This window comes from Bradyrhizobium sp. CSS354 (genome assembly GCF_029051725.1).
Taxonomy (GTDB): domain Bacteria; phylum Pseudomonadota; class Alphaproteobacteria; order Rhizobiales; family Xanthobacteraceae; genus Bradyrhizobium.
Map to the genome: position 1 here is coordinate 699,818 of NZ_JAACFU010000001.1, position 13,839 is coordinate 713,656.

General features: G+C 65.5%; 9 protein-coding genes. 8 read left to right on the forward strand and 1 reads right to left on the reverse strand.

Annotated elements, in window-relative coordinates:
• Window positions 1-6: 6 nt before the first annotated feature.
• From GWG67_RS03345 to GWG67_RS03365, 5 genes are all read left to right on the forward strand, one after another.
• A complete protein-coding gene (locus GWG67_RS03345) occupies window positions 7-657 on the forward strand; it encodes a hypothetical protein (RefSeq protein ID WP_275167720.1) in 651 nt (216 codons plus the stop codon).
• Window positions 658-1,648: 991 nt separating this feature from the next.
• Window positions 1,649-2,644, forward strand: coding sequence for a nitronate monooxygenase family protein (locus GWG67_RS03350; RefSeq protein ID WP_275167721.1), 996 nt, complete (start codon window positions 1,649-1,651; stop codon window positions 2,642-2,644).
• 25 nt (window positions 2,645-2,669) lie between these two features.
• Window positions 2,670-3,638, forward strand: coding sequence for a zinc-binding dehydrogenase (locus GWG67_RS03355; RefSeq protein WP_275167722.1), 969 nt, complete (start codon window positions 2,670-2,672; stop codon window positions 3,636-3,638).
• A gap of 223 nt (window positions 3,639-3,861) precedes the next feature.
• The gene (locus tag GWG67_RS03360; protein ID WP_275167724.1) at window positions 3,862-5,235 is read left to right on the forward strand and encodes a cation-efflux pump; all 1,374 of its coding nucleotides are present in this window, start codon (window positions 3,862-3,864) and stop codon (window positions 5,233-5,235) included.
• A gap of 227 nt (window positions 5,236-5,462) precedes the next feature.
• The gene (locus tag GWG67_RS03365; protein WP_275167725.1) at window positions 5,463-7,793 is read left to right on the forward strand and encodes a PAS domain-containing sensor histidine kinase; all 2,331 of its coding nucleotides are present in this window, start codon (window positions 5,463-5,465) and stop codon (window positions 7,791-7,793) included.
• Between the two features lie 3 nt (window positions 7,794-7,796).
• On the opposite strand, the gene GWG67_RS03370 is transcribed toward GWG67_RS03365, so the two are convergent.
• A complete protein-coding gene (locus GWG67_RS03370) occupies window positions 7,797-8,690 on the reverse strand; it encodes a LysR family transcriptional regulator (protein WP_275167726.1) in 894 nt (297 codons plus the stop codon).
• Window positions 8,691-8,913: 223 nt separating this feature from the next.
• Between GWG67_RS03370 and GWG67_RS03375 the strand changes: the two genes are divergently transcribed.
• Genes GWG67_RS03375 through fdhF form a run of 3 tightly spaced genes read left to right on the forward strand, consistent with a single transcriptional unit; the run spans window position 8,914 to window position 13,839 of the window.
• Complete coding sequence (locus GWG67_RS03375; protein WP_275167727.1) at window positions 8,914-9,390, forward strand: formate dehydrogenase subunit gamma; 477 nt, start codon at window positions 8,914-8,916, stop codon at window positions 9,388-9,390.
• Window positions 9,387-10,943, forward strand: a complete 1,557-nt coding sequence (locus tag GWG67_RS03380) for an NADH-quinone oxidoreductase subunit NuoF (RefSeq protein WP_275167728.1) — start codon at window positions 9,387-9,389, stop codon at window positions 10,941-10,943. The genes GWG67_RS03375 and GWG67_RS03380 overlap by 4 nt, the downstream gene beginning before the upstream one ends.
• Before the next feature lie 10 nt (window positions 10,944-10,953).
• Window positions 10,954-13,839 (forward strand): formate dehydrogenase subunit alpha, encoded by a 2,886-nt coding sequence (gene fdhF, locus GWG67_RS03385; protein WP_275167729.1) that lies wholly within the window; start codon window positions 10,954-10,956, stop codon window positions 13,837-13,839.

The window sequence follows — 13,839 nt, forward strand, 5'->3', positions numbered from 1 at the left end:
CATAGCGTGACGAACAAACCTGATCGATCGGGACCCTGCATCCTTGCGGGATTCGCGCTCGCTGCCATGCTCGCGTGTACGACACCCTCGGCCTCGGCCCACGAAGCGAACAAGCGCGTTGCCGATGCAAACGCGCTTGCCACGACCGACACCGTATCACGGCCGGCGCCGCAAACGACGCGGCGCGCGGTCGCGCGCGCGGAGAAAGGTCCGTACTACGTCGATTTCCGCGCCCGCACGGCCGCGAGCTGGGGCCACGCCTTCGTCTGGTACGGCAAGACCAGCGAGCGCGCCGTCGAGGTGGCAGGGCTCACGCCCGCCGGCGACACCTGGGCCTATGTGCTCGGTCACCTCACCTGGGTGCCGGCGGAGACCGGCGCGAGTTACGGCGATCTCGACCCAGACTATCTGACCGCGAACTACCGCGTCTATCTCAACGAAGCCGACGCCAAGCGCGTGTTTGCCTATATCAAGAAATTGCAAGCGAACTCGCCGGTCTGGAACGCCGAGACCACCAATTGCACCGGGTTCATCGGCGACATCGCCGAGTACATGGGATTGAAGGTCCCCAACCGCTGGCAGCGCCCGGAAAACTTCGTCAACAGCCTCAAGGAAATGAACGGCGGCCGCCAGATGGTGCGGCTGTCGACGGAGTAGCTGAAGCCTTCTTGCCCGTCGGGCAAAACACCCGCGCAAATTTCCCACCCCGCCTGTCAATCCCTGCCCGCGAAAATATTCCACTTTACCGAAATTCGGATTTGTCGTACGTACGCGATACCCTGACCCGGGACAAGGGGCGGATCGCGATCGTCACGAACCGCGGGTTGGGCAGCGATGGACGCGACGGCGTCGGGCGCGGCGAGCCTTGCAGGGCGGGAAACCGTGAGCACAGGCTTTCGTGCCTACGACACGGCGCCGACAGCGTCTTCGCATGGCTTCGGGTGCGAGCACACGCCAGCTCCCGAAGGCCCAGCGAGGACGTGCGCGGACGGTCAAGTCGTGTGGTCCTGACGCCCGGGGTCTGTGCGTCAAGTCCTGTGGTGATGCGTGCTGCCCGACCGGGCGCGCGCATCAGCGATCTGCGGGGCGACGGGGGCAATAGTGCATCGCTCCCCGGGGAGAGCACGAAGTACGCCGTAAACCATCGCGCAGGGAAGGCCGGGCGATTGGCTGACCTGTGGTCCACCCCGTGTGCATTCCTTTGGCGCACGGACTTGCGGGTGCCAGCCGGCGCCCGGCCTTCCCTGCGCCCTTGTTACCGCGAGGGTGATGCGACCAGGCAAAGCTCGGGCGGATACGCCGCGAGGATGCGAAGGCGTGTCTTGCGACGGAAATGCAAGTTGATGGTCTCCGAAAGCTCCTCATCCTCCGTCAATTGCGAGCGCAGCGAAGCAATCCAGAATCCCTCCACGGGGACAGCCGGGATTGCTTCGCTGCGCTCGCAATGACGATGTTGAAGCAGCGGCGCACAAAACCCTCGCGCCACCGGTGCTACCCACCTCAATTATCCGCCCCGCGGAATCCCCCGCTCCCCGCATGATCGACCCGCCTCCACCGCACGCTCTCCCAATAGACTTTTCCCGACCCGGGCGGCATCCTGCCGCCATCAAACGATAACAGAACGCCACACGGGCGGAGGAAACAGATCATGCTGCAGACACGGTTCACCAAGCTCGTCGGTGTCGAGCACCCGATCGTCCAGGGCGGCATGCAATGGGTCGGGCGCGCCGAGCTGGTCGCCGCCGTCGCCAATGCCGGCGCGCTCGGTTTCATCACGGCGTTGACCCAGCCGACGCCGGAGGACCTCAGGAAGGAGATCGCCCGCTGCCGCGATCTCACCGACAAGCCGTTTGGCGTCAACCTCACCATCCTGCCCGCGATCAAGCCGCCGCCTTATGCCGAATACCGCGCCGCCATCATCGAGAGCGGTATCAAGGTGGTCGAAACCGCCGGCAACAAGCCGCAGGAACATGTCGACGAGTTCAGGAAGCACGGCGTTAAGGTCGTGCACAAATGCACCAGCGTCCGTCACGGGCTCTCCGCCGAGCGCATGGGCGTCGACGCCATCTCGATCGACGGGTTCGAATGCGCAGGCCACCCCGGCGAGGACGACACCCCCGGCCTGATTTTGATCCCGGCCGCCGCCAACAAGATCAAGATCCCGATGATCGCCTCCGGCGGCTTTGCAGACGCCCGCGGCCTGGTCGCCGCACTGGCGCTGGGCGCCGAAGGCATCAACATGGGCACCCGCTTCATGGCGACCAAAGAGAGCCCCATTCATCAGCTCATCAAGGAGAAGATCGTCGCCAATGACGAGCGCGAGACCGAGCTGATCTTCCGCACCATGCGCAACACCTCCCGCGTCGCCAGGAACGAGATCTCGACCAAGGTCGTCGCGATGGAGAAGGAAGGCGCCAAGTTCGAGGACATCCGCGAGCTCGTCGCGGGCGCCCGCGGCAAGATGGTCTACGCCACTGGTAACTCGGACGAAGGCATCTGGTCGGCGGGCCAGGTCCAGGGCCTTATCCAGGACATCCCGACCTGCGCCGAACTGATCTCCCGCATCGTGCGCGAAGCGGAGGCCATCGTCCGCAGCCGGCTCGAAGGCATGATCGTTCATCCGACAGCGCAAGCTGCGGAATAATCACTGCAAGAAGCGAGAGCAATACATGAAGGCTTATGTCTACGGCCCTGGTGGCGCTACAATTTCCGACGTCGCTCAACCAAAGCCTGAAGGCACGCAGGTGCTGGTCCGGGTCCGCGCCTGTGGCCTCAATCGCGCCGACACCGGCATGCGCAAGGGCCACGCCCATGGCGCCGCCGGCGGCGCCGGCACCGTGCTCGGCATGGAATGGGCCGGCGAGGTCGCTGCGCTCGGACCGGATGCCAAGGGCGTCAATGTCGGCGACCGCATCATGGGCTCGGGCGGCGCGGCGTTTGCCGAATACACGCTCGCCGATCACGGCCGGCTGTTCCGCGCGCCCTCGAACATGAACTTCGAGGAAGCCGCCACCCTGCCCGTCGCACTCGCGACCATGCACAACGCCGTCGTCACCATCGGCGGCGTGCAGCCCGGGCAGGTCGTGCTGATCCAGGGCGCAAGCTCCGGCGTCGGCCTGATGGCGATGCAGATTGCGAAGCTGAAGGGCGCCAGGCTCGTGATCGGGTCCTCGACCGATGCTTATCGTCGCGGCCGGCTGAAGGAGTATGGCGCCGACCTCGCGGTCGATTCCTCCGACCCCACATGGGTCGACGAGGTGCTGAAGGCGACGAACGGCGAAGGTGTCGACCTCATCGTGGACCAGGTCTCGGGCCAAGTCGCCAACCAGAACCTTGCAGCGACCAGGGTCAAGGGTCGCATCGTCAATGTCGGCCGGCTCGGCGGCACCCATGCCGATTTCAACTTCGACCTGCATGCGGCGCGCCGCATCGACTATGTCGGCGTTACCTTCCGCACCCGCACCATCGCGGAAGTCCGTGAGATCTTCGACGAGGTCAAGAAGGACATCTGGGGCGCGGTCGAGTCGCGCAAGCTCCAGCTGCCGATCGACAAGGTGTTTGCCTTCGACGACATCGACAAGGCGTTCGAGCATATGGAGGCCAACAAGCACCTGGGGAAGATCGTTGTGACGCTCTAGTGACCGCGGGCAGCGGCGAGAGGCCATATGGCGCGCTCTCTCAGCTCGTCGTGGCCGGGCTCGTCCCGGCCATCCACGTCTTTCCCGCGATTTAGAAAGATCGTGGATGCCCGGGACAAGCCCGGGCATGACGGAGGTGGAGGCGCCCGCTCCTGCAACTCACTAGCGTGTACGCCTGTGGATCGTCGCTTGATGTTCGCCCCTGGGCTGCTAAATCCCCGCCATGAGCTCCCAACACGACAAGACCTCGGTCGCAGCGATCTCGATCTTCGCCAGTGGCGGCATGGCGGCGGCCAAGTTCGCGGTCGGGATCGCGATCGGCTCGCTGGCGCTGATTTCGGAGGCGCTGCATTCCTCGATCGACCTGGTCGCGACCATCATCACCTGGGCGGTGGTGCGGGTGTCCGACAAGCCGGCGGACGAGGAGCATCATTACGGCCACGGCAAGCTCGAAAGCGTCTCGGCATTGGGCGTCACCGCCCTGCTCTATGTGCTCGCCGGCGGCATTCTGGTCGAATCCTACAGCCGCCTGCGCGAGGGAACCGCGCCACCGACCATTTCGGCCGTGCCGTTCGTGGTGCTGGTGATCGACATCGTCGTCAATCTCTGGCGCGCCCGCGCCCTGCACCGTGCCGCGCGGGAGACCAGGAGCCAGGCGCTCGCCGCCGACGCGCTGCATTTCGCCTCCGACGTGATGGGCTCGTTCGCCGTGATCGTGGGCCTGATCCTCGCCGGCCTCGGCTTCTGGTGGGGCGACGCGGCTGCCGCCGCCGCGGTGGCCGTGATGATCGCCCTGCTCGGCCTGCGCATGGCCGGCTCGACCGTGCAGACGCTGGTCGACCGCGCCCCGGAAGGCGCGCATGAGACGGCCACGGCCGCGATCCGCAGCGTGCCGGGTGTGATCGACGTCGAGCGGCTCCGCGTGCGCATGGTCGGTGCCACCACGTTCATCGACACGATCGCAAAGGTGCCGCGGACTTACCCCATCGACCGGGTCGAGGACATCAAGCGCAGCGCGCAAGCAGCTGTCGAGAAGGCCTTCGGCGATACCGACCTTACCTTCACAGCAGTCCCCGTGGCGCGCGACAACGAGACCGTGCGCGACCGCATCATGGTCATCGCCCACAATTCGGGCCTCGCCATCCACCACGTCACCGTGCACGATCTCGGCGCCAAGCTGATCGTCAGCATCGACCTCGAGGTCGACGCCGGGATGCAGCTCGACGCCGCCCATGACGTCGCCAACACCCTGGAACGCAACATCCAGGAAGAATTCGGCGCGGACGTCGAGGTCGACGTCCATATCGAGCCGCTGGAACCGGAACTGCCGTTCGGGGTCGACGCCGAACCGGAACGGGTGCGGGCCATCGCCGCCGCCCTGACGGAGTATGCCGCCGGCGGCGAGATCCACGACATCCACAATGTCCGCGTCCGCAACACCGATGCCGGCGAGATCGTCAACTTCCACTGCCGCGCCGAGCCGTCGATGAGCGTGATCAGGGTGCACGAGCATGTCGACGCGATCGAGCGCGCGTTGCGGCGCGCGTTCCCCAGCGTGAAGCGCGTCATCAGTCACGCCGAACCGCCGCGCGCGTGACGGAGAATGTGCGAGGAGTCACACGTTCTGGTTTCGGACTCGCCGCGCACGTAAGTTTGCGGACGCGCGACGCACAAACTGCGCGTTGGATAAGAATAAATTCGCGTTAACGATTCGTTGACTCTCGACAGCCCGCGAAATCTGGATTCAAATCGACCATGATTCGGAAGCGATGTGGGGCTGCTTCCGAAGTCCAGTTGCAAGCAGGTTTCCAGGGGGCTTTAGGCATGTCGCGTGCAGACGCCGCGAACGCGTGCGTCCAATCCGATTCGATCAAGGGATTGGCGCAATCGATCGCGAAACCTGCCTATCATCGGCTCCTGATCGCGGAGCCTGCGCTGCGCCGTGCCGTGCCGACGCTCATCATCGCGTTCCTGATCACGATCTGCCTCGGCGCGTTCGTGCAGGTCGTCGACCAGACGCGCCAGAAGCGACTGGTGATCCGCCACGACATCTCGGCGCTCGCCGACCTGCTCGCCGAGCGCATCGACCGCCTCACCTCCGCGCGACAGGAGCGGCTGAAGAACATCGAGAGCCTGCCGGCGCTGCTGCCCGATCTCATTCCGCCCTGGGGCACCGCCTCGGGCCGCCACGTCATCGTCACCTCGGCCGGACTCGATCGCCGCATCCTCGCCCGCATCCCGGTCGACAGCGATCCCTCGGGCAACGACCGCCTGCTCGACGCGATCACGACGGCGCAACTGCTGGCGGCGCCGCCGCGCGACGGCAACATCTCCGACATGACGCTGCCGAACGGCAACGCCGCGATGGCGACCTCGCGGCAGATCAAGTCGCTGCCCGGCTTCGTGACCGTGATCCAGGAGCGCAACGAGCCGATCTGGGGCTCGGACGCCGCGCTGTCGGTGACGCTGTCGGCCACCACCGGCTTCGTGGTCCTGATCCTCGGCTTCGCCTTCCACTGGCAGTCCACCCGTGCCCGCGAGGGCGACCTGATCAACGACGCGGTGCGCGGCCGGATCGACACCGCGCTCAACCGCGGCCGCTGCGGACTGTGGGACTGGGACCTGTCGCGCGGTCGCATCTTCTGGTCGCAGTCGATGTTTTCCATGCTCGGCCTCGACGGCCGCAACGAACTCCTCACCTTCGGCGAGGTCAACGCGCTGGTGAAGTCCGACGACATCGACCTGTTCGAGATCGCCGACCAGCTCATCTCCGAGAAGATCGACCACATCGACCAGACCTTCCGCATGCAGCATGTCGACGGCCACTGGATCTGGCTCCGCGTCCGCTGCGAAAAGACCAGCGGCGCCACCGACTCCAGCGTTCACCTGATCGGGATCGCCGTCGACATCACCGAGCAGAAGAGCCTCGCCGAGCGGACCGTGGAAGCCGATCTGCGCCTGCGCGACGCGATCGAGACCATTCCCGAAGCCTTCGTGCTGTGGGACGCGAGCGACCGCCTGGTGCTCTGCAATTCGCACTTCCAGCGGCTGCACAAGCTGCCCGACAGCGCCGTCATCCCAGGCACCTCCTACGAGACCGTGCTCGAGGTCGGCCGCATGCCCGAGGTCCGCACCCGGCACAACGAGACCGCGAGCCAGGGTCCCGGCGCGCGCACCTTCGAGGCGCAGCTTGACGACGGCAGCTGGCTGCACATCAGCGAGCGCCGCACCAAGGACGGCGGCTACGTCTCGGTCGGCACCGACATCACCCGCATCAAGGAGCACGAGCAGAAGCTGGTCGACAACGATCTGCGCCTGCGCGCCACCGTCATCGACCTCAAGCGCTCGCAGGCAGCCCTGGAGCGCCAGGCCGGCGAACTCGCCGATCTCGCCGAGAAATACCAGCGCGAGAAGACCCGCGCCGAGGAGGCCAACCAGACCAAGTCGAAATTCCTCGCCAATATGAGCCACGAGCTGCGCACGCCGCTGAACGCGATCATCGGCTTCTCCGAGATCATGGGCTCGGGGATGTTCGGCGAGCTCGGCTCGGAGAAGTACCAGGAATACTGCCACGACATCCTGACCAGCGGGCATTATCTGCTCGAAGTCATCAACGACATCCTCGACATGTCCAAGATCGAAGCCGGCCGCATGAAGCTCGACATGGAAGAGCTCGACCTGGCGCAGACGCTGGCGGAATCCCTGCGGGTCGTCACCGGCCGCGCGCAGGACAAGCACCTGACGCTCGACGCCGACATCGCAAAGTCCATCTCGGTCGTCGCTGACCGCCGCGCCACCAAGCAGATCATCGTCAATTTGCTCTCCAACGCCGTGAAGTTCACGCCCGACGGCGGACGCATCGTGGTGCGCAGCCGACAGCTCGACGACAGGATCGTGCTGATGATCGCCGACACCGGGATCGGCATCGCGCCGCATTCGCTGGCGCGGCTCGGCCGCCCGTTCGAGCAGGTCGAGAGCCAGCTCACCAAGACCTATCACGGCTCGGGACTGGGGCTTGCGATCGCCCGCTCACTGGCGCAGCTTCATGGCGGCTCGATGCGGCTGCGCTCCAAACTCGAGGTCGGCACGGTCGTGCGCGTCACCCTGCCCCGCGACGCGATCAAGTCGGCGTCCGGAATATCGGCCGCGGCCTGATTGCTACGATTGCAGCGACGGCGCGACTTCCCGCGCGACGTTGACTAGCGCCGCGATCAGCGGCGTCATCGGATCACGCTGTGGGATCACCATGCCGATGCTGTAATTGACATCGGGATCGGTGATCGGGATCGAGCGCACCGTATCGGAAAGGCCGAGCGTCTCGGCGAGCTTGGCCGGCATCACGCTGGCCCAGCGCCCCGTCTTCACATGCGTGAACAGCACCAGCAGCGAATTCGAGGTCAAGGTCGGCGTCGCCTCGGCGCCGACCGAACGTAACGCGCGGTCGATGATGCGGCGGTTCTGCATGTCGGGTGTCAGCAGGCACAGCGGCACCTGCCCGACCTCCTTCCACGTCACCGTCTCGCGATCGCCGAACATTCCATCCGGCGCGGTGAGCAGACGATAGCTCTCGCTGTAGAGCGGGATGGTGCGCACCTTGCCGATCGGCTCGTTCTCGATGTAGGTCAGCCCCGCATCCACCTCGAGATTCTCGAGCAACCCCAGCACCTCGGATGAGGTGGTGGACTGGATGCGGAAACGCACCTCGGGATGCCTGGCCCGGAAAGGCGTCGTCAGCGCAGCGACCATGCCCAGCACGGTAGGGATTGCGGCAATACGGATCTCGCCGGAGAGCTGATGCTTCAGCCCGTTGATCTCATCACGCATCGCGCGGGCATCGCCGACGATCCGCCGCGCCCAATCCAGCGCCCGCTCGCCTTCCGGCGTAAAACCCTGGAAACGGGAGCCGCGCTGGACCAGCATCACGCCGAGGATCTCCTCGAGCTGCTTCAGCCCGGTCGACATCGTCGGTTGCGTCACGCCGCACATTTCGGCAGCCCGGCCGAAATGCCGTTCCTTCGCCAGCGCCAGCAGCAGTTCAAGCTTGTCGAGCAACCGTTCGTCCCCTCGGATCGTGTGGTGGCATGCAAGCTAGCATGCCCTCCCCCCTCCCAACACGTAAAAACCGGCCGGCGGACGGCTCCAATCACAATTTCAAATCGAATGATTGCCATCGCAAATCGATTGGAATCCGCAATCGCAGCATGAGACAGCTTTATTGATCTTCGAATGATTCCAAATAGTTTGCCCTGAGCAGACGCTCCGGTTGAGAACGAGAATGACAGCGGTTTACGAGCCTTGGGACGAAACGCGCGGCGCCGAGATCATTGCCGAACACAGCAAGCAGGAAGGCGCGACGCTGGTGATCCTGCACGCGCTTCAGGAGGCGTTCGGCTACGTGCCGGCGGCAGCCATTCCCATGGTGGCGCAGGCGCTCAATCTGTCCCGCGCCGAAGTGCACGGCGTGTTCACGTTCTACCATGATTTCCGCCACAGGCCGGCCGGCCGCCATGTGCTGAAGCTCTGCCGCGCGGAGGCCTGTCAGGCGGCGGGCGGTGACGCGCTGGCTGCGCGTGCGGAGGCGAAGCTTGGCGTCTCGCTCGGCCACACCACGGCCGATGACCGCGTCACGCTGGAGCCGATCTACTGCCTCGGACTGTGCGCAACCGCGCCGTCCGCGATGCTCGACGGCCGGCTGGTCGGCCGACTCGATGAAAAGCGCATCGATGCTCTCGTTGCGGAGGCGCAGCGATGAGCATCCGTCTATATGTCTCTCGCGATGCGGGTGCGCTTGCGGTCGGCGCCGACGAGGTCGCTCTGGCGCTGGAGCAGGCTGCGGCCAAGCGTGGCATTGCCGTCGAGATCGTCAGGACCGGCTCACGCGGCCTGTACTGGCTCGAGCCGCTGGTCGAAGTCGCGACGCCGCAGGGCCGGATCGCGTTCGGCCCTGTGACCGAGACCGATGTGCCCTCCCTGCTCGACGCGCTCGCGAGCAACACGCCGCATCTGCTGCGGCTTGGGGCCACCGACGAGATCCCCTGGCTCAAGCGCCAGACCCGCCTGACCTTCGCGCGCTGCGGCGTGATCGACCCGCGCTCGCTCGACGACTACCGCGCCCATGGCGGCTACAAGGGCCTGGAGCGCGCGCTGTCGCTCGGCTCGGAAGCGATCCTCAATGAAGTGACCGCGTCCGGCCTGCGCGGTCGCGGCGGCGCGGGCTTCCCGACCGGCATCAAGTGGAAGACTGTCGCGCAGGCGAAAGCGGATCGCAAGTTCATCGTCTGCAACGCCGACGAAGGCGACAGCGGCACCTTCGCCGACCGCATGATCATGGAAGGCGATCCCTTTCTCGTCATCGAGGGGATGACGACCGCCGGACTCACGGTCGGCGCGACCAAGGGTTACATCTACATCCGCAGCGAGTATCCGCACGCGGTCGAGGCGATGAATGCGGCCATCCAGGCTGCGAAGCGCGACGGCTATCTCGGCGCGAACATCGGTGGCTCCACGCACAGCTTCGATCTCGAAGTGCGGGTCGGCGCCGGGGCTTACGTTTGCGGCGAAGAGACCTCGCTGCTGGAAAGCCTCGAAGGCCGCCGTGGCCTCGTGCGCGCAAAGCCGCCACTGCCCGCGCATCGCGGCCTGTTCGGCAAGCCGACCGTCATTAACAACGTGCTGTCGTTCGCCGCCATCCCCTTCATCCTGGCCGAGGGCGCCAAGGCCTATGCCGATTTCGGCATGGGCCGCTCGCGCGGTACGATGCCGATCCAGCTCGCCGGCAACATTCGCCGCGGCGGGCTGTTCGAGACGGCGTTCGGCGTGACGCTCGGCGAGCTCGTCGACGACATCGGCGGCGGCACGTTCACGGGCCGTCCGGTCCGCGCGGTGCAGGTCGGTGGTCCCTTGGGCGCCTACTTCCCGCGCGCGCTGTTCGACACACCGTTCGACTACGAGGCCTTCGCCGCGCGCGACGGCCTGATCGGCCATGGCGGTATCGTCGTGTTCGACGATCGTGTCGACATGCGCAAGCAGGCACGTTTCGCCATGGAATTCTGCGCCATCGAATCCTGCGGCAAGTGCACGCCATGCCGGATCGGTTCGACCCGCGGCGTCGAGACGATCGAGAAGATCATCAACGGCGAGCGCGTGAGCGAGAACCTCGCACTCGTCGAAGATCTCTGCAACACCATGAAATTCGGCTCGCTCTGCGCGCTCGGCGGCTTCACGCCCTACCCCGTGCTCAGCGCATTGAAGCACTTCCGGGAGGATTTCGTCCCGGCCCCGACCACGCTTCAGGCCGCGGAATAGGAGAACGACAATGTCTCTGATCGGAGAAATCGACTTCGGTACGCCGCGCTCGAAATCGGAAACGATGGTGACGCTGACCATCGACGGCAACCAGGTCACGGTGCCTGAGGGCACGTCGATCATGCGGGCGGCGATGGACGCCGGCCACCAGATCCCGAAACTCTGCGCGACCGACATGGTCGATGCGTTCGGCTCGTGTCGCCTTTGCGTCGTCGAGATCGAGGGCCGCGCCGGAACGCCGGCCTCCTGTACCACGCCTGTCATGTCCGGCCTGATCGTGCACACCCAGAGCGAGCGGCTCAAGAAGCTGCGCAAGGGCGTGATGGAGCTCTACATCTCCGACCATCCGCTCGACTGCCTCACCTGCGGTGCCAACGGTGATTGCGAGTTGCAGGACATGGCGGGCGCCGTAGGCCTGCGCGACGTGCGTTACGGCTATGAGGGCGAGAACCACGTCTTCGCCAAGACACCCGGCAAGTCCAATGGCGAGATCAACGCCGCCTGGATGCCGAAGGACGAGTCCAACCCGTACTTCACCTACGATCCCTCCAAGTGCATCGTCTGCTCGCGCTGCGTCCGCGCCTGCGAGGAGGTGCAAGGCACCTTCGCGCTGACGATCTCCGGCCGCGGCTTCGATAGCCGCGTCTCGCCCGGCATGAGCGAGAGCTTCCTCGGCTCCGAATGCGTCTCCTGCGGCGCCTGCGTGCAGGCCTGCCCGACCGCGACGCTGACCGAGAAATCCGTGATCGAGATCGGCCAGCCCGAACACTCGGTCGTCACCACCTGCGCCTATTGCGGCGTCGGCTGCGCCTTCAAGGCCGAGATGCGCGGCGAGGAAGTCGTCCGCATGGTGCCGTACAAGGACGGCAAGGCCAATCGCGGCCATTCCTGCGTCAAGGGCCGCTTCGCCTGGGGCTACACCAACCACAAGGAGCGCATCCTCAACCCGATGATCCGCGAGCGGATCGAGGATCCCTGGCGCGAAGTGTCGTGGGACGAGGCATTCTCGTTTGCCGCCGACAGAATGCGCGGCATCCAGAAGAGATACGGCCGCGACGCCATCGGCGGCATCACCTCGTCCCGCTGCACCAATGAAGAAACCTATCTGGTGCAGAAGCTGATCCGCGCCGGCTTCGGCAACAACAATGTCGACACCTGCGCTCGCGTCTGCCACTCCCCGACCGGCTATGGCCTCTCGACCACGTTCGGTACCTCCGCCGGCACGCAGGATTTTGACTCGGTCGAGGACACCGACGTTGTCGTCGTCATTGGTGCCAACCCCGCTTCGGCCCATCCGGTGTTCGCCTCCCGCCTGAAGAAGCGACTGCGCCAGGGCGCCAAGCTGATCGTGATCGATCCGCGCCGCACCGAGATGGTCGAATCGCCGCATGTGAAGGCGCTGCGCCTGCCGCTGATGCCCGGCACCAACGTCGCGGTGATGACGGCGCTGGCGCATGTGATCGTCACCGAAGGCCTCGCCAACGAAGCCTTCGTGCGCGAGCGCTGCGACTGGAACGAGTTCGAGGAATGGGCGGCGTTCGTCGGCCAGCCGAACAACAGCCCGGAAGCCACCGCCATCCTCACCGGCGTCGATCCGAACGATCTGCGCCAAGCAGCGCGCGTCTACGCCACCGGCGGCAATGGCGCGATCTATTACGGTCTTGGTGTCACCGAGCACAGCCAGGGCTCGACCACCGTGATCGCGATCGCGAACCTCGCGATGGCCACAGGCAATATCGGTCGTCCCGGCGTCGGCGTGAACCCGCTGCGCGGCCAGAACAACGTGCAGGGCTCCTGCGACATGGGCTCGTTCCCGCACGAGCTCCCCGGCTATCGCCACATCTCGGGCGATGCCGTGCGTGACCAGTTTGAGGCGCTGTGGAACGTCAAGCTTAACCCCGAGCCCGGCCTGCGCATTCCCAACATGTTCGACGCCGCGGTCGAAGGCACGTTCATGGGGATCTACGTGCAGGGCGAGGACATCCTGCAATCTGATCCCAACACCAAGCATGTGGTGGCGGCACTGTCGGCGATGGAATGCGTTATCGTCCACGACCTCTTCCTGAACGAGACCGCGAACTACGCCCATGTGTTCCTGCCGGGCTCCAGCTTCCTCGAGAAGGACGGCACCTTTACCAACGCCGAGCGCCGCATCCAGCGCGTCCGCAAGGTGATGACGCCGAAGAACGGCCTCGCCGACTGGGAGGTCACCATCGGCCTTGCCAAGGCCATGGGCTTCGAGATGACCTACAGCCATCCTTCCGAGATCATGGACGAGATCGCGGCGCTGACCCCGACCTTCGCCGGCGTCTCCTATGCCAAGCTCGACGAGCTCGGCTCGGTGCAGTGGCCCTGCAACGAAAAGGCGCCTGAGGGCACGCCGGTGATGCATATCGACGGCTTCGTCCGTGGCAAGGGCAAGTTCGTCGTCACCGAATATGTCGCGACCGACGAACGCACCGGCCCGCGCTATCCGCTGCTGCTCACCACGGGCCGCATTCTCAGCCAGTACAATGTCGGCGCGCAGACCCGGCGCACCGAAAACGTGGTCTGGCATGCCGAGGATCGGCTGGAGATCCATCCGCACGATGCCGAACAGCGTGGCGTGCGCGACGGGGACTGGGTGCGGCTGAAGAGCCGCGCCGGCGAGACCACGCTGCGTGCGGAGATCACCGATCGCGTCGCCCCAGGCGTCGTCTACACCACGTTCCATCATCCGGACACGCAGGCCAACGTCATCACGACGGACTATTCGGACTGGGCGACCAACTGCCCCGAATACAAGGTCACGGCGGTGCAGATTTCGCCGTCGAACGGCCCGTCTGACTGGCAGAAGGCCTACGACGCGCAGGCGCGGCATTCCCGCCGCATCGCGCCGGCCGAGGCCGCGGAGTAG

Coding starts and splice junctions, on each gene's coding strand:
- fdhF (WP_275167729.1), top strand. CDS start 10,954: ATGTCTCTGATCGGAGAAATCGACTTCGGTACGCCGCGCTCGAAATCG.
- GWG67_RS03350 (WP_275167721.1), top strand. CDS start 1,649: ATGCTGCAGACACGGTTCACCAAGCTCGTCGGTGTCGAGCACCCGATC.
- GWG67_RS03365 (WP_275167725.1), top strand. CDS start 5,463: ATGTCGCGTGCAGACGCCGCGAACGCGTGCGTCCAATCCGATTCGATC.
- GWG67_RS03355 (WP_275167722.1), top strand. CDS start 2,670: ATGAAGGCTTATGTCTACGGCCCTGGTGGCGCTACAATTTCCGACGTC.
- GWG67_RS03360 (WP_275167724.1), top strand. CDS start 3,862: ATGAGCTCCCAACACGACAAGACCTCGGTCGCAGCGATCTCGATCTTC.
- GWG67_RS03375 (WP_275167727.1), top strand. CDS start 8,914: ATGACAGCGGTTTACGAGCCTTGGGACGAAACGCGCGGCGCCGAGATC.
- GWG67_RS03380 (WP_275167728.1), top strand. CDS start 9,387: ATGAGCATCCGTCTATATGTCTCTCGCGATGCGGGTGCGCTTGCGGTC.